Source organism: Rhodococcus sp. NPDC003382, assembly GCF_053589135.1.
On the sequence record NZ_JBSFRH010000041.1, the window covers coordinates 1 to 25,845 of the forward strand.

Annotated in this window: 25 protein-coding genes and 1 pseudogene; 22 read left to right on the forward strand and 4 right to left on the reverse strand. The window is 69.4% G+C overall.

From position 1 onward, the window contains the following. The 6 genes from ACWDUD_RS23255 to trmD form a co-directional block, all read left to right on the forward strand. Positions 1–2,504: [protein-PII] uridylyltransferase (locus tag ACWDUD_RS23255; protein ID WP_450110823.1), on the forward strand; the 2,504-nt coding region annotated here is incomplete at its 5' end. A 96-nt stretch (positions 2,505–2,600) separates the two neighbouring features. Then, positions 2,601–4,187, forward strand: a complete 1,587-nt coding sequence (gene ffh, locus ACWDUD_RS23260; RefSeq protein WP_197256135.1) for a signal recognition particle protein — start codon at positions 2,601–2,603, stop codon at positions 4,185–4,187. A 210-nt stretch (positions 4,188–4,397) separates the two neighbouring features. Further along, positions 4,398–4,853, forward strand: a complete 456-nt coding sequence (rpsP, locus tag ACWDUD_RS23265; protein ID WP_197256133.1) for a 30S ribosomal protein S16 — start codon at positions 4,398–4,400, stop codon at positions 4,851–4,853. Next, positions 4,853–5,095 (forward strand): RNA-binding protein, encoded by a 243-nt coding sequence (locus ACWDUD_RS23270; protein WP_068160502.1) that lies wholly within the window; start codon positions 4,853–4,855, stop codon positions 5,093–5,095. The genes rpsP and ACWDUD_RS23270 overlap by 1 nt, the downstream gene beginning before the upstream one ends. A gap of 10 nt (positions 5,096–5,105) precedes the next feature. Then, positions 5,106–5,726 carry a ribosome maturation factor RimM gene (gene rimM / locus ACWDUD_RS23275; protein ID WP_450110824.1) on the forward strand — a complete coding sequence of 207 codons (621 nt, stop codon included), beginning with the start codon at positions 5,106–5,108 and terminating at the stop codon, positions 5,724–5,726. A 4-nt stretch (positions 5,727–5,730) separates the two neighbouring features. Then, on the forward strand, positions 5,731–6,444 hold the full coding sequence (gene trmD, locus ACWDUD_RS23280) for a tRNA (guanosine(37)-N1)-methyltransferase TrmD (RefSeq protein WP_450110825.1): 714 nt from the start codon (positions 5,731–5,733) through the stop codon (positions 6,442–6,444). 93 nt (positions 6,445–6,537) lie between these two features. Here trmD and ACWDUD_RS23285 read toward each other — a convergent pair whose 3' ends face one another. Continuing rightward, entirely contained in the window at positions 6,538–7,530 is a 993-nt protein-coding gene (locus ACWDUD_RS23285; RefSeq protein WP_450110826.1) for a hypothetical protein, read from the reverse strand. A 109-nt stretch (positions 7,531–7,639) separates the two neighbouring features. Here ACWDUD_RS23285 and ACWDUD_RS23290 point away from each other — a divergent pair, with 109 nt between their 5' ends. From ACWDUD_RS23290 to ACWDUD_RS23315, 6 genes are all read left to right on the forward strand, one after another. After that, positions 7,640–10,003, forward strand: a complete 2,364-nt coding sequence (locus ACWDUD_RS23290; protein WP_450110827.1) for a Tex family protein — start codon at positions 7,640–7,642, stop codon at positions 10,001–10,003. A gap of 86 nt (positions 10,004–10,089) precedes the next feature. Beyond that, positions 10,090–10,995 carry a hypothetical protein gene (locus tag ACWDUD_RS23295; RefSeq protein WP_197251247.1) on the forward strand — a complete coding sequence of 302 codons (906 nt, stop codon included), beginning with the start codon at positions 10,090–10,092 and terminating at the stop codon, positions 10,993–10,995. An 84-nt stretch (positions 10,996–11,079) separates the two neighbouring features. Beyond that, positions 11,080–11,421 carry a 50S ribosomal protein L19 gene (rplS, locus tag ACWDUD_RS23300; protein ID WP_197251248.1) on the forward strand — a complete coding sequence of 114 codons (342 nt, stop codon included), beginning with the start codon at positions 11,080–11,082 and terminating at the stop codon, positions 11,419–11,421. A gap of 199 nt (positions 11,422–11,620) precedes the next feature. Continuing rightward, positions 11,621–12,358, forward strand: a complete 738-nt coding sequence (gene lepB / locus ACWDUD_RS23305; RefSeq protein ID WP_450110856.1) for a signal peptidase I — start codon at positions 11,621–11,623, stop codon at positions 12,356–12,358. A gap of 2 nt (positions 12,359–12,360) precedes the next feature. After that, a complete protein-coding gene (locus tag ACWDUD_RS23310; RefSeq protein WP_450110828.1) occupies positions 12,361–13,059 on the forward strand; it encodes a ribonuclease HII in 699 nt (232 codons plus the stop codon). A gap of 37 nt (positions 13,060–13,096) precedes the next feature. Further along, a complete protein-coding gene (locus tag ACWDUD_RS23315) occupies positions 13,097–13,411 on the forward strand; it encodes a DUF2469 domain-containing protein (RefSeq protein ID WP_068160521.1) in 315 nt (104 codons plus the stop codon). 92 nt (positions 13,412–13,503) lie between these two features. Here ACWDUD_RS23315 and ACWDUD_RS23320 read toward each other — a convergent pair. Beyond that, a pseudogene (locus tag ACWDUD_RS23320) lies at positions 13,504–13,737 on the reverse strand (nitroreductase/quinone reductase family protein); the annotation flags it as partial. 202 nt (positions 13,738–13,939) lie between these two features. Here ACWDUD_RS23320 and ACWDUD_RS23325 point away from each other — a divergent pair. The 4 genes from ACWDUD_RS23325 to ACWDUD_RS23340 are packed head-to-tail and all read left to right on the forward strand — an operon-like array spanning position 13,940 to position 17,778. Further along, complete coding sequence (locus ACWDUD_RS23325; protein WP_450110829.1) at positions 13,940–14,296, forward strand: YraN family protein; 357 nt, start codon at positions 13,940–13,942, stop codon at positions 14,294–14,296. After that, a complete protein-coding gene (locus ACWDUD_RS23330) occupies positions 14,296–15,804 on the forward strand; it encodes a YifB family Mg chelatase-like AAA ATPase (RefSeq protein WP_450110830.1) in 1,509 nt (502 codons plus the stop codon). Before ACWDUD_RS23325 ends, ACWDUD_RS23330 begins: the two co-directional genes overlap by 1 nt. After that, on the forward strand, positions 15,801–16,955 hold the full coding sequence (gene dprA, locus ACWDUD_RS23335) for a DNA-processing protein DprA (RefSeq protein ID WP_450110831.1): 1,155 nt from the start codon (positions 15,801–15,803) through the stop codon (positions 16,953–16,955). The genes ACWDUD_RS23330 and dprA overlap by 4 nt, the downstream gene beginning before the upstream one ends. A gap of 40 nt (positions 16,956–16,995) precedes the next feature. Next, positions 16,996–17,778 (forward strand): siderophore-interacting protein, encoded by a 783-nt coding sequence (locus ACWDUD_RS23340; RefSeq protein ID WP_450110832.1) that lies wholly within the window; start codon positions 16,996–16,998, stop codon positions 17,776–17,778. 4 nt (positions 17,779–17,782) lie between these two features. Here ACWDUD_RS23340 and ACWDUD_RS23345 read toward each other — a convergent pair whose 3' ends face one another. Further along, a complete protein-coding gene (locus ACWDUD_RS23345) occupies positions 17,783–18,961 on the reverse strand; it encodes a multidrug effflux MFS transporter (RefSeq protein WP_450110857.1) in 1,179 nt (392 codons plus the stop codon). Positions 18,962–19,080: 119 nt separating this feature from the next. Here ACWDUD_RS23345 and ACWDUD_RS23350 point away from each other — a divergent pair, with 119 nt between their 5' ends. Continuing rightward, positions 19,081–20,004: a tyrosine recombinase XerC gene (locus ACWDUD_RS23350; protein WP_248673517.1), complete on the forward strand. Its 924-nt coding sequence runs from the start codon at positions 19,081–19,083 to the stop codon at positions 20,002–20,004. 267 nt (positions 20,005–20,271) lie between these two features. Continuing rightward, positions 20,272–21,717, forward strand: coding sequence for a nucleotide-binding protein (locus ACWDUD_RS23355; protein WP_450110858.1), 1,446 nt, complete (start codon positions 20,272–20,274; stop codon positions 21,715–21,717). A gap of 7 nt (positions 21,718–21,724) precedes the next feature. Here the strand turns inward: ACWDUD_RS23355 and ACWDUD_RS23360 are convergent, their stop codons facing one another. Further along, positions 21,725–22,222 carry a M23 family metallopeptidase gene (locus tag ACWDUD_RS23360; RefSeq protein WP_450110833.1) on the reverse strand — a complete coding sequence of 166 codons (498 nt, stop codon included), beginning with the start codon at positions 22,220–22,222 and terminating at the stop codon, positions 21,725–21,727. A gap of 313 nt (positions 22,223–22,535) precedes the next feature. On the opposite strand from ACWDUD_RS23360, the gene rpsB reads away from it, so the two are divergent. The 4 genes from rpsB to frr all read left to right on the forward strand — a co-directional run bounded on the left by rpsB (position 22,536) and on the right by frr (position 25,805). Further along, positions 22,536–23,363, forward strand: coding sequence for a 30S ribosomal protein S2 (gene rpsB, locus ACWDUD_RS23365; RefSeq protein WP_197252864.1), 828 nt, complete (start codon positions 22,536–22,538; stop codon positions 23,361–23,363). 125 nt (positions 23,364–23,488) lie between these two features. Further along, positions 23,489–24,313, forward strand: coding sequence for a translation elongation factor Ts (tsf, locus tag ACWDUD_RS23370; RefSeq protein ID WP_420751495.1), 825 nt, complete (start codon positions 23,489–23,491; stop codon positions 24,311–24,313). Positions 24,314–24,490: 177 nt separating this feature from the next. Beyond that, entirely contained in the window at positions 24,491–25,219 is a 729-nt protein-coding gene (pyrH, locus tag ACWDUD_RS23375) for a UMP kinase (RefSeq protein WP_197252862.1), read from the forward strand. 28 nt (positions 25,220–25,247) lie between these two features. Beyond that, positions 25,248–25,805 (forward strand): ribosome recycling factor, encoded by a 558-nt coding sequence (gene frr, locus ACWDUD_RS23380; RefSeq protein WP_197252861.1) that lies wholly within the window; start codon positions 25,248–25,250, stop codon positions 25,803–25,805. Positions 25,806–25,845: the final 40 nt, after the last annotated feature.

Genomic DNA, 25,845 nt, shown 5'->3' on the forward strand with positions numbered 1-25,845 from the left:
CCGGAACGCGCGGCCCCGATCCCGCTGCTCGTGCAGCGGGATCGGGGCCGCCCGTGTCCTCCGGGCCGGACGCGTCCCTCGCCACCGCGGGCGGTGCCGCCGCCGACCTGGCCATCGCCCGCGACCAACTGCTCGCCGGTGGTGTCCGCAACCGCCGCCTCGATTCGGCTGCGCTGCGGCACGCGCTGGTGGACCTGCACGAATTCTGGCTCACGACGAAAGGCTCCGAGGTCGGGATCGTCCCCGACTGCGGTTTCGCGATCGTCGCCGTCGGCGGGCTGGGCCGCCGCGAAATGCTGCCGTACTCCGACCTCGACCTCATCCTGTTGCACGACGACATGGAACCGGCCGTGGTGTCCGACATCGCCGACCGGCTCTGGTACCCGTTGTGGGACGCCCACATCAAACTCGACCACAGTGTCCGCACCGTCCCGCAGGCGTTGCAGGTCGCGGCGTCCGACGTGACCGCCGCCCTGGGCATGCTCGAGGCCCGGCACATCGCCGGGGACATCGAGCTGAGCAACCTGCTGATCGGCGGGGTGCGCAGGCAGTGGCGGACCGGGATCCGAGCGCGTTTCGACGAACTCATCGAACTCACCGAGACACGCTGGCAGCGCAGCGGGCAGATCGCGCACCGCGCCGAACCGGACCTCAAGAGCGGCCGAGGAGGGTTGCGGGACGTGCAGTTGCTCAATGCCCTGTCCGTTGCGCAGCTCACCGACGGCATGCCGGGGTTGGGGCCGGACGTGCCCGGCGGCGGACTCGCCGCCGCGCACCGCCGGTTGCTCGACGTGCGCACCGAGCTGCATCGCGTCGCGGGACGCGCCCGCGACCAGCTCCGCGCCCAGGACGCCGACGAGATCGGTGCCGCGCTGCGCATCGGCGACCGCTTCGATCTGGCCCGGATGCTCACCGAGTCCGCGCGCACCGTCAGCTACTCCGTCGAGGTCGGGATCCGCACCGCGGGCAACGCGCTGCCGCGGCGCGGACTGTCGAGGCTGCGCCGGCTCCCGGTGCGGCGCCCCCTCGACGAGGGTGTCGTCGAACACGCGGGGGAGGTCGCGCTCGCCCGCGACGCGCATCCGCGGAAGGATCCGGGTCTGATCACGCGGGTCGCGGCCGCGGCCGCGCAGGCCGGGCTGCCGATCTCCGCCTCGACCCTGAACCGGCTCGCCGACAACGCTCCCGAGCTGCGTGAACCGTGGCCGCGGTCGGCGTTCAACGACCTGCTGGTTCTGCTCGGTTCCGGCCGGCGTGCCGTCGACGTCATCGAGTCCCTCGACCGCACCGGACTGTGGGGCCGGCTCCTGCCGGAATGGGGTGCGGTGCGAGATCTGCCCCCGCGCGACGCGGTGCACACCTGGACCGTGGACCGGCATCTGGTGGAAACGGCGGTGTACGCGGGCGGGCTCACGACCCGGGTCGCGCGACCCGACCTGCTGGTGCTCGGCGCCCTGCTGCACGACATCGGCAAGGGCCGCGGCGGCGACCACAGCGTCGTCGGCGCCGAGCTGGCGACGCAGATCGGGCGCCGGATGGGACTGTGGCCCTCGGATCTCGCGCTGCTCACCGCGATGGTGCGGCACCACCTGTTGCTGCCACACACCGCGACGCGCCGCGACCTCGACGATCCGGCGACAGTGCAGTCCGTCGTCGACGCCATCGACGGCGACCCGGTGCTGCTGGAACTGCTGCACGCCCTCGCCGAGGCCGATTCGCTGGCCACCGGTCCGGGGGTGTGGGGTGACTGGAAGGCCTCGCTGATCCGGGAACTGGTCCGGCGCTGCCGCATGGTGATGGCGGGGGAGGAGCTGCCCACCCCCGATCCGATCGACCCGGAACTCGCGCAACTCGCCGCCGACGGCGGTGTGCACGTGGCACTGCAGCAGGGCGAGGGCCCGCACTCGTACACGGTGTCGGTGGTGGCGCCGGACGAACCGGGACTGCTCGCCGACGCGGCCGGTGTGCTGGCGCTGCACGGCCTGCGGGTGCTGTCCGCTTCGCTCGGCAGCCACGCCGGCAGCGCCGTGAACAGCTTCGTGGTGGCACCCCGGTTCGGGACACCGCCCGAGGCCGGGTTGCTGCGGCAGGAGCTGATCCGCGCACGCGGCGGCGACCTGGATCTGCCGGCGGCGCTGGACGCGAAGGAACAGGCCGCGCGGGAAGCGCAACTGCCGGAACAGCCCGAACGGGCCGTGCCGGTCGTGTATGCGCAGGCACCGCCCCGCGTGATCTGGTTCGACGCTCCCGATCCCGGGCAGGTCATCCTCGAGCTGCGCGCCGAGGACCGTCTCGGGCTGCTCTGCCGGCTCGCCGAAGCGTTCGAGTCGGTCGGGGCCGACGTGCGGTGGGCGCGGGTCACGACCCTGGGCACCGCGGTCGTCGACGCGTTCTGCATCGACCTCACCGGAACCGACACCCGGGCCACCCGGGAGCAGCTCGAGCAGGCCGTGCTCGCGGTGGTGCCGGGCGTCGAACCGAAGAAACCCGAGACGACCGCCTGACCGGGTAGCCGCCCGCCGTGACGTCACGATCGCGGCGAGCGGCTACCCTGGATCGCAGCACTGTCCGTCTTTCGCCAGAACCCAGGAGCGCATTCGGTGTTCGAATCCCTTTCCGACAGGTTGACCGGGGTCCTGAAGGACCTGCGCGGCAAGGGGCGCCTCTCCGATGCCGACATCGACGCCACGTGCCGCGAGATCCGTCTCGCCCTGCTCGAGGCCGACGTCGCGCTGCCCGTGGTGCGCGCGTTCATCGCGAAGATCAAGCAGCGCGCCAAGGGTGCCGAGGTGCACGGCGCGCTGAACCCGGCCCAGCAGGTCGTCAAGATCGTCAACGAGGAACTCGTCGGGATCCTCGGCGGCGAGACCCGCCGCCTGCGGCTCGCGAAGAACCCGCCGACGGTGATCATGCTCGCCGGTCTGCAGGGTGCCGGTAAGACCACGCTCGCCGGCAAGCTCGCCGCCTGGCTCAAGGGCCAGGGCCACACCCCGATGCTGGTCGCGTGCGACCTGCAGCGCCCCGGTGCCGTCAGCCAGCTCCAGATCGTCGGTGAGCGCGCCGGAGTGACCGTGTTCGCGCCGCACCCGGGGACCTCGATCGGTGGCGGCGAGAACGAGCTCGGTGTGTCGGCCGCCGACCCGGTCGCCGTCGCGAAGTCCGGCATCGAGGAAGCCCGCAACAAGCAGTACGACGTGGTCATCGTCGACACCGCCGGCCGCCTCGGCATCGACGAGGAGCTGATGGCGCAGGCCGCGAACATCCGCGATGCCGTGCAGCCGGACGAGACCCTGTTCGTGCTCGACGCGATGATCGGCCAGGACGCGGTGAGCACCGCCGAGGCGTTCCGCGCCGGTGTCGGCTTCACCGGCGTCGTGCTCACCAAGCTCGACGGTGACGCCCGCGGTGGTGCGGCGCTGAGCGTGCGCGAGCTGACCGGGCAGCCGATCCTGTTCGCGTCCACCGGCGAGAAGCTCGAGGACTTCGACGTCTTCCATCCCGAGCGCATGGCCAGCCGAATCCTCGGCATGGGCGACGTGCTCACCCTCATCGAGCAGGCCGAGCAGGTCTTCGACGCCGAACAGGCCGAGAAGACCGCCTCCAAGATCGGCTCCGGGGAACTCACCCTCGAGGACTTCCTCGAGCAGATGATGGCCGTCCGCAAGATGGGCCCGATCGCGAACCTGCTGGGCATGCTGCCCGGCGCCGGCCAGATGAAGGACGCGCTCGCCAACGTCGACGAGAAGCAGCTCGACCGCATCCAGGCGATCATCCGCGGCATGACCCCGGAGGAACGCGCCGATCCGAAGATCATCAACGCGTCCCGGCGGCTGCGCATCGCGAACGGTTCGGGCGTGAAGGTCTCCGACGTCAACCAGCTCGTCGACCGCTTCTTCGAAGCCCGCAAGATGATGGCGGCGATGGCCGGTCGCATGGGCATGCCCGGCGCCCGCAAGAACCAGCGCAGCAACAAGAAGGGCAAGAAGGGCAAGAAGGGCGGTCGCGGACCGACCCCGCCGAAGATCAAGGGCGGATTCCCCGGCGGGCTCCCGGCCGGGTTCCCGGGTGCGGGCGGCGGCATGCCGGCCGGCTTCCCGGATCTGTCCAACATGCCGAAGGGTCTCGACGAACTGCCCCCGGGCCTCGAGGGCTTCGACCTGTCGAAACTGAAGCTGCCGAAGAACTAGATCCACCGAAGAACCGACGCTGCCGGAGCCCACCCCGATGCCGGATTCGTCCGGGCGGGGTGGGATCTGGCAGAATGGTTCGCTGTCGTCGCATCCGGTTCCGTACCGCGCGGCGGTCACAGGTTAGAGGCAAAACCGGGCGTGCCAGAAGGGCGCGTCGTCCGAATTGCACGTGACATGCGCGTTCGCGCGCTCGAAGGGAAAACAGCAGTGGCTGTCAAGATCAAGCTCACCCGCCTCGGCAAGATCCGCAACCCCCAGTACCGCATCGTGGTCGCGGACTCGCGTACCCGCCGCAACGGCCGGGCCATCGAGACGATCGGCAAGTACCACCCGAAGGAAGAGCCCTCGCTGATCGAGGTCGACTCCGAGCGCGCGCAGTACTGGCTGGGTGTCGGCGCGCAGCCGACCGAGCCCGTCCTGAACCTCCTCAAGATCACCGGTGACTGGCAGAAGTTCAAGGGCCTGCCGGGCGCCGAGGGCACCCTGAAGAAGGCGGAGGCGAAGCCGACCAAGCTCGAACTGTTCCAGGCCGCGCTCGCGCAGGCCGAGAACGAGCCCGCTGCCGAGGCCATCACGCCCAAGAAGAAGAAGGCCGCCAAGGACGAGGCTGCCGAGGCTCCCGCCGAGGCCGCCGACGCCGAGTCCACCGAGGCTGCCGAGTAATGAGTGCCGTTGTCGCCGATGCCGTCGAGCATCTCGTTCGTGGGATCGTCGCCAACCCCGACGACGTGCGGGTCGAGCTGATTACCGGCCGTCGGGGGCGCACCGTCGAGGTGCACGTGCACCCCGACGATCTCGGCAAGGTGATCGGTCGCGGTGGGCGCACCGCGACCGCACTGCGGACCCTCGTCACCGGCATCGGTGGTCGCGGGATCCGCGTCGACGTCGTCGACACCGACCAGTAGGCGAGCGGCAGTGGAGCTCGTCGTGGGCCGTGTGGTCAAGTCGCACGGCATCAAGGGTGAAGTGGTCGTCGAGGTTCGCACCGACGAACCCGAGGAGCGTTTCGCCGTCGGCGCCGAGCTGCGTGGCCGCAAGCCCCGCGAGCAGACCCTGCACACGTACACGGTGGAAGCCGCCCGGGAACACTCCGGGCGGCTTCTGCTGCGTCTGCGTCAGGTCGCCGACCGCACTGCCGCCGATGCCCTCCGTGGCACGCTGTTCGTCGTCGACAGCTCCGAGCTGCCGCCGAGCGACGATCCCGACGAGTTCTACGATCACGAACTCGAAGGTCTCACCGTCCGGATCGTCGAGGGACGGCCCGACGGCGGCACCGAGGTCGGTACCGTCCGCGAGGTGCTGCACACCGCCGCGGGCGAACTGCTCGCGATCCGGCCGGCCGGTTCGGATCGGGGCGAGCTGTTGATCCCGTTCGTGACGGCGATCGTGCCGACCGTCTCGATCGCCACCGGCATCATCGAGATCGACCCGCCCGAGGGGCTGCTCGACCCCGACTTCGGCGAGCCCCCGGCTCGTGAAAAAGGCCAGGCTCGTGGAAAAGGCCAGGCTCGTGGAAAAGACAAGGGAGACAAGTAGTTCCGTGCAACTCGATGTCGTCACCATCTTCCCCGAGTACCTCGAGCCGTTGCGCGCGGCGCTGCTCGGCAAAGCCATCGACAAGGGCCTGATCTCCGTCGGCGTCCACAACCTGCGCGACTGGACCCACGACGTGCACAAGGCCGTCGACGACTCCCCGTACGGGGGAGGGCCCGGCATGGTGATGAAGCCGACCGTGTGGGGACCGGCGCTCGACGACGTCCTCGCCGGACCGGACGGTGAACCCGACCCCGACGTGCTGCTCGTCGTCCCCACCCCGGCCGGAGTGCCGTTCACCCAGGAAACCGCGCACCGCTGGTCCGGTGAGAAGCGGATCGTGTTCGCGTGCGGCCGCTACGAGGGCATCGACCAGCGGGTGTTCGACGACGCCGCGCGGCGCGTGCGCGTCGAAGAGGTCAGCATCGGCGACTACGTGCTCATCGGCGGGGAGGTCGCGGTCCTCGTCATGGTCGAGGCGGTCGTTCGGCTGCTGCCCGGTGTGCTCGGCAATCAGCAGTCGCACCAAGAGGATTCGTTCTCCGACGGCCTGCTCGAGGGACCGAGCTACACGCGCCCGGCGAGCTGGCGCGGTCTAGACGTGCCGCCCGTGCTGCTGTCCGGCGACCACGCCAAGGTCGCGCAGTGGCGCCGCGAACAGTCCCTGATTCGCACCCGCGAACGCCGCCCCGACCTCCTGGCGGACACGCCGGGCGAGTGAATCCGCTTCCCGCTCAGCGGGTCTCGGAACTACGGGCCTCGGACGAGGGGGTCTCGGACGAGGGGGTCTCGGACGAGGGCCGGATCGCGCGCATCAGTGCGCCGGCTGCCCGAACGCCTCCTGGACCACCAGGGTCACCGTGTCACGCGCGTGCGCCGCGCTCGCATCGTCGGTGACATCGACCAGCGCAGTGTCCGGCAACGGTGTCCACTCCGCCAGGTCGGGATCGTCGTAGTGCACCTTCTCGCGGGACAGCACCGCGACCACGTAACGGTGGTCGTCGCCGAAGAATCCGGTCGACAGGTGGATCCAGTTGCCGTCCACGCAGCACATCCAGCCCTGCTTGACGCCCAGCTCCGTCGCCTCGGGCAGCCCGTCGGGCAGTCCGAAACGCTGGTCGTATCCGTCGGAACCGGCTGGTTCGAAGTCGAGCAGATGGCCCACGATCGTCGCGGTGCCGCGCTCGTCCAGTCCGGAGGTGCCGCCCAGCACGGCGTCGTACCAGGTGAGCAGATCGGACGCGGTGGTGACGGTGTTCCACCAGTTCCCGTCGTACGGGGCGCTGGTGTCGGTCAGGCCGTGCCGGTGGACGACCCGATCGACGATCTCGCTACCGCCGTAGCGTGACCACAGATCGCTCGCCGCGGAATCGTCCGAACGCGAGAGCATGGCCGCGATCTCGTCGTATTCCCCCTCGCCGAGCGCGATCTCGCCGGTGCCCGCCCGGAACAGCAGGTCGTCGGCGATGAACAGCTTGACCACCGACGCCGTCTCGATCGGCTCGTCCGCGCCGGCCACCGTACGCGACCCGGTTTCGCGATCGAGCAGCGCGACCGTGACCCGCGCGCCTCGCTGGGCGTCGGCCAGGGCAGCGGCAGCGACCACCCGGTCGGTCAGGGCCTGCACCTTCATCGTGTAGGGCACCTCGGGAGCGGGCACCGGAAGGATCTCCACGGTCGGATTCGGGGCGGTGACCCCGACCATGAGAACCTCGGAATCGGAGGACACCGAGCCGCAGGCCACCGCGGTCGCTGCCGCGAACAGCAACGAGACGATCGATCGGCGTCTGCCCCGAGGCCCGGACATCAGGTGCTCCTACTCCCATTGTGCGGTGACGCCGACGTCCCCGGTATCCAGTTTTCCTCGCGCGTCGCGCGAGGATGACGCGATGAGGATAGCGGTAGGGTTCGACGTCGTGACGACTGCTCTCAAGACCGTTAACCAGCGCCTCGCCGAGGAACTCGACGTCCGGGAGAATCAGGTGGCCGCAGCGGTCGACCTGCTCGACGGCGGAGCCACGGTGCCGTTCATCGCCCGGTACCGCAAGGAAGTGACCGGAGCCCTCGACGACGCCCAGCTTCGGCAGCTCGACGAACGGTTGCGCTATCTGCGCGAACTCGACGAGCGGCGCGCAGCGATCCTCGAATCGATCGAGGGCCAGGGCAAGCTCGACGACCACCTGCGCGGACAGATCATGCTCGCCGACACCAAGGCGCGGCTCGAGGACATCTACCTGCCGTTCAAACCCAAGCGGCGCACCAAGGCGCAGATCGCGCGGGAAGCGGGGCACGAACCGGTCGCCGACGCGCTCATCGGGGATCCGACGACCGATCCCGCGCAGTACACGGCCGAACAACTCGACGGTGCCCGCGCCATCCTCGTCGAACGGTTCGCCGAGGACGCCGACCTGGTGGGGGAACTGCGCGAGGCGATGTGGTCGCGTGGCCGGCTGGTCTCGGCCGTGCGCCCGGGCAAGGAGACCGAGGGCGCGAAGTTCGCCGACTACTTCGAATTCTCCGAGCCGTTCACGGATCTGCCGTCGCATCGCATCCTCGCGGTGTTGCGCGGCGAGAAGGAAGAGGTGCTGAGTCTCACCCTCGAACCGGACAGCGACGAGCCGCAGCCGGGGGAGCGCACCTACTTCGAGGGCCGCATCGCCGCCCGGTTCGGCATCGCCGACCAGGGCCGCGCCGCCGACAAGTGGCTGCTCGACACCGTGCGCTGGGCGTGGCGCACCAAACTGCTCGTCTCCCTCGGTCTCGACACGAGGATGCGGCTGCGGCAGTCCGCCGAGCAGGACGCCGTCGACGTGTTCGCCGCGAACCTGCGCGACCTGCTGCTCGCCGCACCTGCGGGTACCCGGCCGACGATGGGCCTGGACCCCGGTTTCCGGACCGGCACGAAGGTCGCGGTCGTCGACGCCACCGGCAAGGTCGTCGACCATGCGACGATCTACCCGCACCAGCCGCACAACAAGTGGGATCAGGCGCTCGCGACGCTCGCGGGTCTGGTCGCGAAGCACGGCGTCGAACTCGTCGCGATCGGCAACGGGACCGCGTCCCGCGAGACGGACGCCCTCGCCACCGAGCTGATCGCGAAGTCCGGTGCGACGAACCTGACGAAGATCGTCGTGTCCGAGGCCGGCGCCTCCGTGTACTCGGCGTCCGCCTACGCCTCGCAGGAACTGCCCGACCTGGACGTGTCCATCCGGGGTGCGGTGTCCATCGCCCGGCGGCTGCAGGACCCGCTCGCCGAACTCGTCAAGATCGACCCGAAGTCGATCGGCGTCGGCCAGTACCAGCACGACGTGTCCGAGACCCTGCTGGCGCGTTCGCTCGGCGCGGTCGTCGAGGACGCGGTGAACGCCGTCGGTGTGGACGTGAACACCGCCTCGGTGCCGCTGCTCGCGCGTGTGTCGGGCATCTCGGGGTCCCTCGCCGAGAGCATCGTCGCGCACCGCGACCAGAACGGCCCGTTCCGCACCCGCACTGCGCTCAAGGACGTGGCGCGGCTCGGCCCGAAGGCGTTCGAGCAGTGCGCGGGCTTCCTGCGCATCCCCAACGGCGACGACCCGCTCGACAGTTCCGCGGTGCACCCCGAGGCCTACCCGGTGGTGCGGCGCATCGTCGACCGCACCGGCAGCACCGTGCGGGAACTGATCGGCAACACCACTGCGCTGCGCGCGGTGCGGCCCGCCGAGTTCGTCGACGACCGATTCGGTCTGCCGACCGTCACCGACATCATCGCCGAACTCGAGAAGCCCGGCCGCGACCCGCGGCCGGAGTTCAAGACCGCGACCTTCGCGGCCGGCATCGAGAAGGTCGCCGATCTGAAGCCGGGCATGGTGCTCGAGGGCGTGGTCACCAACGTCGCCGCGTTCGGTGCCTTCGTCGACGTCGGCGTCCACCAGGACGGCCTGGTGCACGTGTCGGCGATGTCGCGCAGCTTCGTCAAGGACCCGCACGACGTCGTCAAGTCCGGTGAGGTCGTCAAGGTCAAGGTGCTCGACGTGGACGTGCCGCGTCAGCGCATCAGCCTCACGTTGCGCCTCGACGACGAGATCCCCGCCGGCGACGGCAACGGCGGTGCGGCCCCGTCCGCGCGCGGCGGAGCCCGCCCCGGCGGTCAGCAGCGCCGCAACCCGCGGCAGGGCGGTGGGAACCCGGCCGGCGGCCGGCAGAGCGGGGGACGGCAGGGATCGCGGGATCGCCGGTCCGACTCGGCGCCCGCTTCCGGGTCGATGGCCGACGCACTGCGCCGCGCCGGATTCGGGAAGTAAAAGTGGCGGGCCGGGGTTCGTGTCGGGTCACCGGCGCGGCCCCGGCCTGACATGCTTGGAGCCATGCGGTCGACGGTGGTGGCGCCATGAGCGATTGGCTCCGGCACGAGATCATCGACAGAGGGCGGCTGCCCCTGCTCTTCTTCCTCCTGGGGTTCCTCGCTGCGTTCCTGTTCATCCGGCTCAGCGTGCGACTGATCCGCGCCCAGGTGCGCTGGTGGCCCGGGAACGTCACGCCGGGTGGTCAGCACGTGCACCACGTCGTTTTCGGTGTGGTCACCATGGTGATCTCCGGCGGTGCGCTCATCGCCGTCTACGAGAACGGGAGCCAGGTCACCGGTGCCGCGCTGGCGACGTTCTTCGGGATCGGCACCGCCCTGACCCTCGACGAGTTCGCGCTGATCTTCTACCTGAACGACGTCTACTGGGAGGAGGAGGGACGGGTCTCGGTCGACGCAGTGTTCGTCGCATTGGCCGTGACCGGTCTGGTGTTGCTCGGCGTGCAGCCGTTGGAGCTGGCCGACGTCACCGATTTCAACGAAAGCACCTCGTGGGGTGTCCGCGCGGGCATCATCGCATCGGCGCTGATCAACCTGGCGCTCGCGGCGATCGTGCTGCTCAAGGGCAAGATCTGGACGGGGCTGATCGGGCTGTTCTTCCTGCCGTTGCTGCTCGTCGGCGCGATCCGCCTGTCGCGGCCGGGAGCTCCGTGGGCGCGGTGGCGGTATCAGGGCAGGGCTCGCAAGATGCGCCGCTCGATCGCCCGTGAACGCCGCTACCGCCGGCCGATGATCCGGGCGAAGATCTTCGTGCAGGACCTCGTCGCCGGGCAGCCCACGCTCGACACCGTGCGGGACAGTGTGGAGCATTCGCGGGTCGCCGCGGAAGCCGAACTCGACCGCACCGTGCACGCAGCGCCCCCACCGATTTCATCGACCGGCGTTGCATCTGGCACAATTGACGGGTTGCCCGGATCGGGCACGCCTACCTGACCTGGGTACGAACCAGTCGAGCCCCGCCCGAAGGCGGCCGCCGCTCGGTTCCTCTGCTCGAGCGAACAAGAGGATGAACAACCGATGAACACCCTGGACTTTCTGGACGCCAAGTCCCTGCGCGACGACATCCCGGAGTTCCGTCCCGGTGACACGCTGAACGTGCACGTCAAGGTTATCGAGGGCTCGAAGGAGCGCGTGCAGGTCTTCAAGGGCGTCGTGATCCGGCGTCAGGGCGGCGGTGTCCGCGAGACCTTCACCGTTCGCAAGGTGTCGTTCGGCGTCGGCGTCGAGCGGACCTTCCCGGTCCACAGCCCCAACCTCGCCAAGATCGAGGTCGTCACCCGCGGTGACGTGCGTCGCGCCAAGCTGTACTACCTGCGCGACCTGCGCGGCAAGGCCGCCAAGATCAAGGAAAAGCGCTGAGCGCTCACGCCTGATCCCACGGTTCACACGAAGCCCGGTCCGGACATTCCCGGACCGGGCTTCGTGGCGTGTGTGGTGTCCGCGCAGTCGAGTGAAGCCCAGACGCTAGTCTGATCCGGTGGCAGAAACACCGCAGGATCCGGCCGCGCCGGAGTCGCAGGACCGCCTCGCCCAGCGGGGATCCGGAGATCGACAGAGCATCGGTTCCCGAGAGCGGAAGGATTCGGGGGAAACCAAGAAGCAGAAGTCGTTCTGGCGAGAACTGCCACTGCTGATCGTCGTCGCACTCGTCCTGAGTTTCCTTCTCCAGACATTCATCGCGCGGGTCTACCTGATTCCCTCGGAGTCGATGGAACCGACACTGCACGGCTGCGAGGGGTGTACCGGCGACCGCATCGTCGTCGAGAAGATCAGCTACCGGTTCGGGGACCCGCGGCCCGGCGACGTCATCGTCTTCAAGGGCCCGGATTCGTGGTCCACCGGATACAAGTCGACGCGCTCCGACAACGTCGTGATCCGCGGTGTCCAGGAGGTCGGTTCGCTGGTCGGCCTCGTCCCGCCGGACGAGAACGACCTCGTCAAGCGTGTCATCGCCGTCGGCGGACAGACCGTCGAATGCTGCGACGACCAGGGTCGGGTCCTCGTCGACGGCAAGCCGCTCGACGAGCCGTACGTCAAGATGGACTTCCCGTTCACCCCGGGCGTGCTCACCTGCGAGACCGAGATGAAGTCCGGCCGCTGCTTCGGCCCGGTCACCGTTCCCGAAGGCCACGTGTGGGTCATGGGCGACAACCGCAGCAACTCGGCGGATTCGCGCTGGCACGTCGGAGACGAGAACCAGGGCACCATTCCGTTGGACAATGTGATCGGCAAGGCCCGCATGATCGTGCTGCCGCCCGGTCGCTGGGGCATGATCGACTCACCGGAGATCCAGTAATCGTGAACGGTTGGCCACCTCGCCCCGTCGTCCGCCGGTCCTCGGGCCTGTGGACGATGGAATCGACGCTGACCCGCTGCGGTCTCGGACCCGTCGCCGGCGTCGACGAGGCCGGTCGCGGCGCGTGCGCCGGCCCGCTGGTCATCGCGGCCTGCGTCCTCGGACCGAAACCGCACCCGTCGCTCGCGCGGCTCGACGACTCGAAGAAGCTCACCGAGAAGGCGCGCGAGGAACTGTTCCCGATCATCCAGCGTCGTGCGGTGGCGTCCAGCGTCGTCGTGGTTCCCGCGGCGGAGGTCGACGCCATCGGCGTGCACGTCGCGAACATCGAGGGTATGCGCCGCGCGGTCGCGGGACTGGCGACCCCGCTCGGGTACGTCCTCACCGACGGTTTCCGGGTGCCGGGCCTCCCGGCGGCGTCGCTGCCGGTGATCGGTGGGGACGGCGCCGCGGCCTGCATCGCTGCGGCGAGTGTCCTCGCGAAGGTCACCCGTGACCGGATGATGGTCGAACTCGACGACGAACTGCCCGGCTACGGATTCGCCGTCCACAAGGGCTACGGCACCGCCTTCCACATGGCTGCGTTGCGCGAACTGGGGCCGAGCCGCGAACATCGTCGGTCCTGGGCGAACGTCCGGGCGGTCGTCGGCGCGCGGGAGAATGCCCGGGGATTCGATTCCGACGAGGCGGATGCGGGATGATGGCAGGACACACCAGAACGGGAGGACACCGAGACCGATGAGTGCCGAGGATCTCGAGAAGTACGAAACCGAGATGGAACTCTCGCTTTACCGGGAGTACCGGGACATCGTCGGTCAGTTCGCCTACGTGGTGGAGACCGAGCGTCGCTTCTACCTGGCGAACGCCGTCGAGCTGATCCCGCAGAACGTCGGTGGCGAAGTCTATTTCGAAGTGCGCATGTCGGATGCGTGGGTGTGGGACATGTACCGCCCCGCTCGCTTCGTCAAGCACGTCCGAGTCATCACGTTCAAGGACGTCAACATCGAGGAGCTGGACAAGCCGGAACTGCGGCTGCCCGACAAGCTGGGCTGACGGCGCTCGTTCCGATCCACGACGCGATTCGGAATCCGCCCACGCTGTAGCGTGAGCGATTCGCACTCACCGCGTCGATCGTCGGGCCGGGCGAGCAGATTGCGTACGTAGTCGGAGCTGGTCCCGTGGTTCGACACCATCCAGAACTCGTCGCCGACGATGCAGCCGCCGACAGGCGTTCGCCGCACCGCGCCGCTGCGTCGACCGACGGTTTCGAGAAGCGTCTGCTGAGGAAGGCGCACGGCGACCGGATTCGCAACATGCTTGTGCATCCAGTCGTCGCAACGCCGCCGGAAGTTCTGCATCGACCGGGGGAGACCGCTCATGTGCCGATCGTAGGTCGTCCGCCCGGAAATCTCCGGGCGTCCATACACGCCGCATCCGACAGATTCCGCGCCCACGGTGCTCCGGGGACAGGGTTGTCCACAGGCGGGTGATTCATCCACAGATTCCGCCGAATTCGGTTTCCCGGGTTCTGCGTCGCCCCCTGCTTCCGCACAGTGGAGGTCACGTAGGGGAGGAGCACGGATGGGACGCAATCAACAGTTGGGGGCGCGCGGGGAGGATCTGGCCGCCGAATTTCTCGAATCCGCCGGAATGGTGGTGCTCGAACGCAATTGGCGCTGCCGTTACGGCGAACTGGACCTCATCGCCCGGGACGGGGCGGTGCTCGTGTTCGTCGAGGTCAAGACGCGCACGGGCCTCGGCTACGGCAGCCCCGCCGAGGCGGTGACACCGGAGAAGGCCGACCGGATGCGGCGCCTCGCCGGCCTGTGGCTGGCCGAGCAGGAGACGCGGTGGCGCCGCATCCGCGTCGACGTCGTCACCGTTTTGGTCAGTGAACCCGGGGAGGCGAAGATCACGCACCTGAAGCAGGTGCTGTGATGGCACTGGGACGAGCATTCTCGGTCGCCGTCACCGGTGTCGACGGCCAGGTCGTGGAAATCGAAGCCGACATCGGCCGGGGTCTGCCCGGCGTCAAGATGGTCGGACTGCCGGATGCGGCCCTACAGGAATCGCGCGATCGGGTGCGCGCGGCCGTGACGAATTCCGGTGGGGAGTGGCCGGATTCGAAAGTGGTGCTGGCACTGTCGCCCGCGACGCTACCGAAGGTCGGCAGCGTGTACGACGTCGCACTAGCCTGTGCCGTGCTCAACGCGGCGAAAGCGCTTCCGCTGGAAGCACTGACGAGGACGATCCTGATCGGGGAACTGGCCCTGGACGGACGGATCCGTCCGGTCCGCGGGGTGTTGCCCGCGGTCCTGGCGGCCGCCCGCGCCGGATGGGCGCGCATCGTCGTACCCACGGCGACGATGGCCGAGGCGGGACTGGTGAACGGCATCGACGTGTTCGGCGCCGACACCCTCACCGAGGTCGTGCTGTGGCTGCGCGGGGACGGGCCGCTGCATCGTCCCGACGCGAACCCGGTGCCGGAACGCCCGGTACGGGCGGATCTGAGCGAGGTGGTCGGGCAACTCGAGGCGCGGCGCGCCATCGAGGTCGCCGCCGCGGGAGCACATCACCTCATGCTCACCGGGCCACCGGGCATCGGGAAAACCATGTTGGCTCAACGCCTTCCGGGCATCTTGCCGATTCTGTCGGAGGAGCATGCCCTCGAGGTCACCGCGATCCACTCGGTCGCCGGCACGCTCAGCCCGGATCGGCCCCTGGTCCTGGATCCGCCGTTCATCGCTCCGCACCACACCGCATCGGTCAGCTCTCTCATCGGTGGCGGCACCGGCATGGCGAAACCCGGCGCGGTGAGCCGGGCACACCGCGGCGTGCTGTTCCTCGACGAGGTCGCCGAGATGGGACTCAAGACACTCGAAGCGCTCCGCACCCCACTCGAGGACGGGGAGGTGCGGATCGCGCGTCGCGACGGAGTCGCCCGTTATCCGGCGAGATTCCAGCTGATCCTCGCCGCGAATCCGTGCCCGTGTGCACCGCCGCGCGATGCCGATTGCGTGTGCGCCCCGACCGCGCGTCGCCGCTATCTGGGCAAGCTGTCCGGGCCGCTGCTCGATCGCGTCGATCTACGGGTGCGGATGGAATCCGTCGCGACGAGCGCGTTGATGGGCGATACGGGGGAGAGCACCGAGGAGGTCCGCGCCCGCGTCGCGCGGGCTCGAGCGGCCGCCGCCGAGAGATGGTCGGAGTTCGGCTGGTCCACCAACGCTGAGGTTCCCGGACCGGCGCTGCGACAGAAATTCCGCTTGTCACCGGCCGCGCTCAAACCCGTCGAATGGGCGCTGCGGAAGGGTGCGATCACCGCGCGCGGGGCAGACCGGGCAATCAGAGTTGCCTGGACGGTCGGGGATCTCGCCGGACTCGACAGACCGGGGGAGACGGAGGTCGCGGCGGCACTCGACTTCCGGGACAGGGGAGTCGCATGAGCGCGCAGGACCCGCGCCGCCTCGCGTGGGCCTATCTGTCGACGGTGGCGCAGGGAGCGTCGCGACGCCTCGCGGATGCGATCGCGCAGCACGGACCCGAAACGATCGCCGACGCGGTGCGCGACGGCACGCGCGGGGCGGGGATCTCCCGTCGCACCCGGGCGCGGGCGCACCTGGACACCGCCGCCGCAGATCTCGAGATGGTGGCCCGGCTCGGCGGACGGCTCGTCACACCGGACGACGCGGAATGGCCTGCGTGGCAATTCCTGTCGTTCGACGCCCTCACCGGCGGCGCCGATTCCGACACCGTCCCGTTGGCGTTGTGGGTGCTGGGCAATCGGCCGCTCGACGAACTGTTCGAACGCGCGGTCGCGGTCGTCGGCACGCGCGCGGCGAGCGGTTACGGAGAACACGTCACCGCCGAGATCGCCGGTGATCTCGCGGTCGACGGCTGGACTGTGGTGTCGGGCGCGGCGTTCGGTGTCGATGCCGCGGCGCATCGCGCGGCGCTCGGCGTCGGCGGCACGACCGTCGCGGTGCTCGCGTGTGGCGTGGACCGGGCGTATCCGTCCGCGCACACGGTGATGCTGCGCCGGATCGCCGAGCAGGGGGCGGTGATCAGCGAGTATCCGCCCGGCACCACACCGGCCCGATACCGGTTCCTGGCGCGCAACCGGTTGGTCGCGGGGGCGAGCAGCGCGGTCGTGGTCGTCGAAGCCGGTTGGCGCAGCGGAGCCCGGAACACCGCGTCGTGGGCGCGGCGGCTCGGGCGCCCGGTGCTGGCGGTGCCGGGCCCGGTCACGTCGGCGGCCTCGCAGGGTTGCCATCGGATGATCCGGGAGGGGGAGGCGACGCTGGTGGGGAATGCCCGCGAGGTGGTCGAGGCGGCCGGTCCGATCGGTGTCGCCGACGACGGGGACGCGTCGTGGCACCGTGCGCTGGACGGCCTTTCCGGTGACATGGAACTGGTGTACGAGGCGTTTCCCGCGGTCGGACCGAGCAGTGTCGCGGAACTGTCCGAGTCGGCCGGTCTGGACGTCGACCGGGTCCGTGCGGCGTTGCCGATGCTCGAGATGGCCGGATTGGTCTCGCGCGACGACACGGGCTGGTCGCGTCGCGGAGCAGCACCGGACGAGACCGTCGGCATGTAGGGTCGTCGAGTTAGGTAACCCTGATTAATGGAGGTGGCAGGTGGCCCGAAAGGCACCGAAATCGACGGAACTGACCGTGGTGCGGACCGAACGACTTTCCGACCATCTGACCCGCGTGTACTTCGGCGGTCCGGGATTCGCGCAGTTCGAACCGAGCGTCTTCACCGACTCCTACGTGAAGATCGAACTCGAATCCCCGGACGGTCCCGTCGTGCGCACCTACACGGTGCGGTCCGTCGACACCGAGCGTCGCGAGATCGCGATCGACTTCGTCGTCCACGGAGATCAGGGCGTCGCCGGACCCTGGGCCGTGTCGGCGCAACCGGGTGACACCGTCGTCGTCCGGGGACCGGGCGGCGCCTACCGTCCCGACCCGGACGCGGACTGGCACCTGCTCGCCGGCGACGAAACCGCGATCCCCGCGATCGCGGCCGCACTCGAATCCCTCGCGCCCGACGCGACCGGACGGGTGTTCATCGAGGTCGCCGGTGCCGACGACGAGATCCCGTTGACCGCTCCGGCCGGTGTCGAGATCACCTGGCTGCACCGCGGGATCGACGCGGGATCCGTCGGCGAGGACCGTGCGGGAGCGAACGCGCCGCTGGTCGCCGCGGTGACCGGTGCACAGTGGCTGCCCGGTGAGGTGCACGCATTCGTGCACGGCGAGGCCGAGACCGTGATGCACCATCTGCGCCCGTACATCCGCAAGGAACGCGGCGTGCCCGCGGCCCGCGCGTCGATCTCCGGCTACTGGAAGCGCGGCCGGACCGAGGAGACGTTCCGCGAATGGAAGCGTGAACTGGCTGCGAGCGAAGCAGTCTGAGGTTTCACTCCTCGACGGTGCGGTCGTGGGGCTCGCGTGTCAGCGTCAGCAGCGCGGTGAGCGCGAGCCCCCCGCACACCACGATCGCCAGGGCCATCGGCACCGCGGTGTCCTCGCCGCCCAACCCCACCAGCGGGGACACGACGGCCGCGAGGCCGAACTGGCATGCGCCCATGAGCGCCGAACCGGTGCCGGCGGCCGAGGGAACCTGGCCCTGTCCCAGCGCTGTCGCGTTGCCCATGACGAAACCGAGGCTCGTGACACACACCCACAGCAGCGGCAGGATCACCCAGCGTTCGGTACCCGCGAACATCGCCGCGAGCAGCAGCGCGATCCCGGCTGCGAAGTGCACGGTCACGCCGAACCGCAGCAGTGCGCGGACCTCGATTCGCCCGATCAGGCGCGTGTTGACGACGTTGGCGCCGACCAGTCCGATCGAGTTGGCCGCGAAGACCATCGAGAACTGGCCCGGCGACAGTCCCAGCAGATCCTGGGTGACGAACGCCGACGCCGAGATGTAGGCGAACATCGCGCCGAAACCCAACGCGAACGTGGCGGCGTAGCCGACGAACCGGCGGTTGCGGACGACATAGCCGAAGTTCCGGGCGAGTGCGCTCAATCCTCCGCCGTGACGCTTTTCCGGCGGCAGCGATTCGGGGACGAACACGAGCACACCGAGCGTCATCACCACGGCCACGGCCGCCAGCACCCAGAAGATGCCGCGCCACCCGATCGGGCCGAGCAAGGCGCCACCGAGCAGCGGCGCGACGATCGGTGCCACACCACCGATGATCATCATGATGCCGAACAGTCTCGCCGCGGAGTTGCCCCTCGCGCGGTCGGCGATGACCGCACGCGCGAGCACGATGCCGATGCCACCGCTGAATCCCTGGATCAATCGGGCCCCCACCAGCACCTCGATCGTCGGAGCCGTCGCGCACAGCACGCTGCTCAGTGCGAGCACCACGGTGCCGGCGAGCAACAGCCGCCGGCGTCCCCAGCTGTCGGACAGCGGTCCGACGATCAACTGTCCCGCGCCGAGCCCGGCCATGAACGTCGTCAGGGTGAGCTGAACTCCGACGGTCGTGGTGCCCAGGCTCTCCGACATGATCGGCAGGCCGGGCAGATACATATCCGTGGCGAGCGGCGCGATCGCCGACAGCAGCGCCAGTGCGAACAGCATCGGCAGAGGAATTGTTTTACTCACGAACTAACCCTAGTGGTCGGTCGTCCGCCCGCCGCGGCCCCCGTTCCACGGCGCGGGAACTTGCGCGCGCCGACTCCGCCGACCACCGTGGCGTCATGACCGACCTCCCGGCCCCGCTCGCCGTGCACCTCGAGGAATTCGCCGAACACCTCGCGCTGCAGGGCGGTCGCTCCGCACACACGGTCCGCGCCTACACCACCGACGTCCGCTCCCTGCTCGAACACCTCGAAGCCACGCATCCCGGTGCGCGCATCACCGACCTGAGCCTCGACGTGCTGCGAGCCTGGCTCGCCGCACAGGTCGCCGCCGGTGCCGCCCGCACGACCCTCGCCCGGCGCACCTCGACCGCCCGCACCTTCACGGCGTGGCTCGTGCGGACGTCCCGCCTCGATCACGACCCGGCGGCGCGGCTCGTCTCTCCGCGCGCGCATCGCACCCTGCCCGCGGTGCTGCGGACCGATCAGGCCCTCGAACTCATGGACGCCGCGGAATCCGGTGCCGTCGAACGGGACCCGGTGGCAATCCGCGACCGCCTGATCGTGGAACTGCTGTACGCGACGGGGATCCGGGTAGGGGAACTGTGCGGACTCGACGTCGACGACGTCGACGCGGAACGGAACGTGTTGCGGGTGCTCGGCAAGGGCAACAAGGAACGGGTCGTGCCCTACGGGGTTCCCGCCGCAGCCGCGATCGACGAGTGGCTGCGGCACGGGCGGCCGGAACTCGTGCGCCCGTCGTCCGGCCCGGCGTTCCTGCTGGGCAAACGGGGGGGACGGATCGACCAGCGTCAGGTGCGCACCGTGGTCCACGACGCCGTGGCCGCGGTACCGGGGGCCCCGGATCTGGCACCGCACGGGCTGCGGCACAGCGCGGCAACCCATCTGCTCGAGGGCGGCGCCGATCTGCGGGTCGTCCAGGAGGTCCTCGGCCATTCGAGCCTGGCGACGACACAGCTCTACACACACGTGTCGGTCGCGCGGCTGCGAGCCGCCCACGAACAGGCGCATCCCCGCGCCTGATCCGCTCCGACGGCGTCGGACGGATTTGGTAGCGTCCCCGCGTATTCGATCCGGGGGGAATCAGTGAAAAGCGACGAGTCGACGCATGCTCTGCCGGCCTGGCTTCAGGGGGAGCCGCCGGAACCGGTAGCCACACCCGCCCGGCGCGGGTTCCTGCGCTCGGGCCGGTCTTCGCACGACGACCAGGCTCCGCAGGAGGTCCAGTCGCCACCGACCGTGCAGCCGGAACCCCAGGTCCCGGCAGCTCCGGGCACCGCAGACTCACCGATGGTCCCGTCGACGCCGATCGCGTCCGTTCCGTTCGGCGCACCGCTGTCGCCGTCCTCGCCGGTTCCGGCGCCCTCGCCCGCACCCGTCCCCGCAGAGCCGGTGCCGGGTCCGATCCCGGAGCCCGCGCCCTACCCGAATCCGCACCCGAATCCGCAGATGTCCTGGCACATGCCGCTGCCGGCGTCGGCCGTCGAGCAGCCGCCGGTCGCACACCCGGCCGTCGAGCAGGTGCCGCAGGTCGAGCAGCCGCCGGTCCCGCAACCACCGGCCCGGCAGGTACCGTCCTCCGCGCCGCCGGTCGAACCTCGCATGTCGGTTCCGGCGGAGCCGAGGGTGACGCCACCGCCGACCGAACACCGGCCGCAGCCCGCGGCGCCGGCGGACCCGACCCCGACGCTCCAGCCCGAATCCGAGGTCGCGCGACAGCCGCAGGCCCCGGAACTCCCGCCCGCACCGGCTGCCGAACCCACGCCACCGCCGCCGATGCCCGATCACCAGCCGTCGAGCCTCGACTTGGAATCGGGCGTGCTCGTCAAACGCTCCCGCCGGTCCCCGTCGGGTGGCTGGCGGCGCAGTGTGCACCGGCTGACCGGAGGCATCCTCAACCCCGGCGAGTCCACCGGCGAATCCCACCGGCAGGAGATGATCGACCGGATCCGTCAACCCATCGGCGGCGACTACCGCATCGCGGTGCTCTCGCTCAAGGGCGGCGTCGGAAAGACGACGACGACCGTCGGGCTCGGATCGACGTTCGCCTCGCTACGCGGGGACTGCGTGATCGCCGTCGACGCCAATCCCGATTTCGGAACGTTGGCCCAGCGGGTGCCGCAGCAGACGCACTCGACCGTCCGGGATCTGCTCGCGGCCGCACCGAACATCGAGCGCTATTCGGATGTGCGGGCCCACACGTCGCAGGCGGCGAGCCGGCTCGAGGTGCTGGCCGGCGAACGCGACCCGGCCGTGTCGGAGGCGTTCAGTGAGTCGGACTATCGGCAGGTCGTCGAAATCCTGCAGGTCTACTACAACATCATCCTCACGGACTGCGGCACCGGCATCATGCACTCGGCGATGCGCGGGGTGCTCGACCTGGCGAACGCGCTGGTGCTGGTCAGCTCGCCCGCGATCGACGGTGCCCGTAGCGCCGCGGCGACCCTGGACTGGCTCGAACACCACGGGTTCGAGGAACTCGTAGCCCGCACCGTCGTCGTGATCAGCGCGGCCCGGCCGGGCGCGTCGAACATCGACATGGATGCCCTGACCGCGCATTTCCTGGCGCGTTGCCGGGCGGTGCAGGTGGTGCCGTTCGACGAGCACCTCGCCGAGGGCGCCGAACTCGACCTCGAGCTGCTGCGCCCGGCGACGCGACGGGCGTTCGTGGAACTCGCGGCGATGGTCGCCGACGACTTTCCGCCCGTGTCGGGCCGGCACGCCGTGCGGTGGTGAGCGGGTGTCACACCGGTTCGAGTCGGATGACGGTGGGCCGGACCAGCGGTAACGGGTCGAGGTAGTCGGAGCGGTCGCGGCGCAGACCCCAGTGCAGGCACGCCGCGACGGGGCAACCTTCGTGCCCGGGTTCGAGGGTGCCGATCGGTTCGCCGCGCGCGATGCGCCGGCCCGGCGTCACGCTCGCGGTGACCGGTTCGTAGGTGGTGCGCAGACCGCCCTCGTGGTCGATCGACACCACCGGCTTTCCGCCGACGACCCCGGCGAACACGACCGTGCCGGCCGCGGCGGACCGGACCACCTGCCCGATCGATCCCGACAGGTCGACGCCGCGATGTCCCGGAAGCCAGTCGTGTTCGGGCGGATCGAACGGCCGGGTCACCGAGGGGCGCGGCTGCAGCGGCCAGTCGTAGTCCGGCGACGCACCGTGCGCGGCCGGGACGCACCCCGGTGCTGCCGTGAACCAGAGGACGGACGAGACGGCGAGCGCCGTGACGATTCTCATCCGTCGACAGTGATACGCCGGGGGAGAGCGCAACAGACCGCTTCCCGCGATTGTGGACAACTCGGGCTCGGTCCACAGCCCCACCGCACGGCGCTCACCGGGCGGTTTACGGTGCGGCGGGCAGAAGCCGTACACTTGTCGGGCGGTCTGCGTACGCAGATCGACTTCGCGCGTCCGCGCGCCGATCGTGCTGCAAGTTGTCGGGCACATCGGAACATGGCCATCGGCTGGTCCCGCAAGGGTTCGGTGGGCATGCGGACGCCAGGGCGGGCAGCGTGCCCGCAGCAACCGAAACGAAAGGCAGAACACAGCTATGGCTGTCGTTACCATGAAGCAGCTGCTCGACAGCGGCGCACACTTCGGCCACCAGACCCGTCGCTGGAACCCGAAGATGAAGCGGTTCATCTTCACCGACCGCAACGGCATCTACATCATCGACCTGCAGCAGACGCTGACCTACATCGACAAGGCGTACGAGTTCGTCAAGGAGACCGTCGCCCACGGCGGCACGGTCCTGTTCGTCGGCACCAAGAAGCAGGCCCAGGAGTCCATCGCGGAAGAGGCGACCCGTGTCGGGATGCCCTACGTGAACCAGCGCTGGCTCGGCGGCATGCTCACCAACTTCTCCACCGTCCACAAGCGCCTGCAGCGCCTGAAGGAGCTGGAGTCGATGGAGCAGACCGGTGGCTTCGAGGGTCGCACCAAGAAGGAAATCCTCATGCTCACGCGTGAGAAGACCAAGCTGGAGCGCACGCTCGGCGGCATCCGGGACATGGCCAAGGTTCCGTCGGCCATCTGGGTCGTCGACACCAACAAGGAGCACATCGCCGTCGGTGAGGCTCGCAAGCTGAACATCCCGGTCATCGCGATCCTCGACACCAACTGCGACCCGGACCTCGTCGACTACCCGATCCCGGGCAACGACGACGCGATCCGTTCCGCGGCGCTGCTGACCAAGGTCGTCGCGTCCGCCGTCGCCGAGGGCGTGCAGGCCCGTGCCGGCCAGAGCGCCGACAAGGATGCCAAGCCCGAGGCCGGCGCCGGTGAGCCGCTCGCCGAGTGGGAGCAGGAGCTGCTCGCGCAGGCCACCCCGGCCGCCGAGACCGAGGCACCCGCCTCGGACGCAGCCCCCGAGGCCTGATCCGTTGCACGGCCCCGACCGCTCGATCGCGAGCTTCTGGTCGGGGCCGTTGCACTGCGGGCCGCCCGCGCGGCGTCGCCCGCACCCGATGAACTTTTCCTTCACACACAGGAGGCTCGCTTCCCATGGCGAACTACACCGCCGCCGACGTCAAGCGTCTCCGTGAGCTCACCGGCTCCGGAATGCTGGACTGCAAGAACGCTCTCGCCGACAACGACGGCGACTTCGACAAGGCCGTCGAGCAGCTGCGCATCAAGGGCGCCAAGGACGTGGGCAAGCGCGCCGAGCGCTCCACGGCCGAGGGCCTGGTCGTCGCCAAGGACGGCGTTCTGATCGAGCTCAACTCGGAGACCGACTTCGTCGCGAAGAACGACGAGTTCCAGGGTCTCGCGGACAAGATCGTCACCGCGGCCGCCGAGGCCCGCCCGGCGGACCTCGAGACCCTCAAGGCCCTCGAGGTCGACGGCAAGACCGTCGCCACGCTGGTCGAGGAGCTTTCGGCCAAGATCGGCGAGAAGCTCGAGCTGCGTCGCGTTGCCGTCCTCGACGGCCCGGTTGCCGTCTACCTGCACAAGCGCGCCACCGACCTGCCGCCGGCCGTCGGCGTTCTCGTCGCCTACTCGGGCGAGGGCGACGCTGCCGCCGAGGCTGCTCGCGCCGCTGCAATGCAGGTCGCGGCCCTCAAGGCGAAGTACACGACTCGTGACGAGGTTCCCGAGGAGATCGTCGCCAACGAGCGTCGCATCGCCGAGGAGACCGCCAAGGCCGAGGGCAAGCCGGAGGCTGCTCTGCCGAAGATCGTCGAAGGCCGCGTCAACGGCTTCTTCAAGGACGTCGTGCTCCTCGAGCAGCCGTCCGTGACGGACTCGAAGAAGACCGTCAAGGCGATCCTCGACGAGGCCGGCGCCACGGTGTCCAGCTTCGTTCGCTTCGAGGTCGGCGCCAGCTAGACCCACCTGTTCCTCGACCCCGCCGGCCTCGTGCCGCGCGGGGTCGAGGCGCGTCACGGCCCGGCACGACACGGTCGTGACCCCTCACGCCCCGGTCTCGGCCCCACGGTGGTGATGAGGCAGGATGAAAGGGCCGATCCTGCGCGATCCGCGATCCGTCTCAACCAGAGGAGAGCCATGTCCGACCACGCCCACGAACGGCCCGGTTTCCGCCGGGTGCTCCTCAAACTCGGTGGCGAGATGTTCGGCGGCGGGAAGGTCGGACTCGATCCGGACGTCGTGACGACGGTCGCGCAGCAGATCGCAGAGGTCGTCCGCAGCGGTGTCGAGGTTGCGGTCGTGATTGGTGGCGGCAACTTCTTCCGCGGTGCGGAACTGCAGCAGCGTGGCCTCGAGCGCGCCCGCTCCGACTACATGGGCATGCTCGGCACGGTCATGAATTCCCTTGCACTGCAGGACTTCCTGGAGAAGGAAGGCATCGACACCCGCGTTCAGACGGCGATCACCATGGGACAGGTCGCCGAGCCGTACCTGCCGCTGCGTGCCCGCCGCCACCTCGAGAAGGGCCGCGTCGTGATCTTCGGCGCCGGCATGGGCATGCCCTACTTCTCCACCGACACCACCGCGGCGCAGCGCGCCCTCGAGATCGGCGCCGAGGTCGTGCTCATGGCCAAGGCCGTCGACGGTGTCTACTCCGCCGACCCGCGCGTCGACACCGACGCGACGCTGTTCACCGAGATCACCCACCGCGAGGTCATCGAGAAGGGCCTCAAGGTCGCCGACGCGACCGCCTTCAGCCTGTGCATGGACAACGACATGCCGATCATGGTCTTCAACCTGCTGACCAAGGGCAATATCGCCCGCGCCGTCGCCGGTGAGAAGATCGGAACACTCGTACGGTCATGATTGGACAACGGAACATGGAGGAACTGCCGTGATCGATGAAGCCCTCTTCGAGGCCGAGGAGAAGATGGAGAAGGCCGTCACGGTGGCCAAGGACGACCTCGGTGGCATCCGCACCGGTCGGGCCAACCCCGGCATGTTCAACCGCATCGTCGTCGACTACTACGGTGCGCCCACGCCGATCACCCAGATCGCCAGCATCAACGTGCCCGAGGCGCGCATGGTGATCGTCAAGCCCTACGAGGCATCGCAGCTGGGCGCGATCGAGACCGCGATCCGCAACTCGGACCTCGGCGTGAACCCCACCAACGACGGCAACATCATCCGCATCTCGGTTCCGCAGCTGACCGAGGAACGCCGCCGCGAACTGGTCAAGCAGGCCAAGGCCAAGGGTGAGGACGCGAAGGTCTCGGTGCGCAACGTCCGCCGCAAGGCCATGGACGAGCTCAACCGCATCCAGAAGGACGGCGAAGCCGGCGAGGACGAGGTGAACCGCGCGGAGAAGGACCTCGACAAGACCACCGCCAAGTACGTGGCGCAGATCGACGAGCTGGTCAAGCACAAGGAAGCCGAATTGATGGAGGTCTGACAGTGGGTCGAGCCGACGGGCCGTCCGGCCCGCAGCTTCC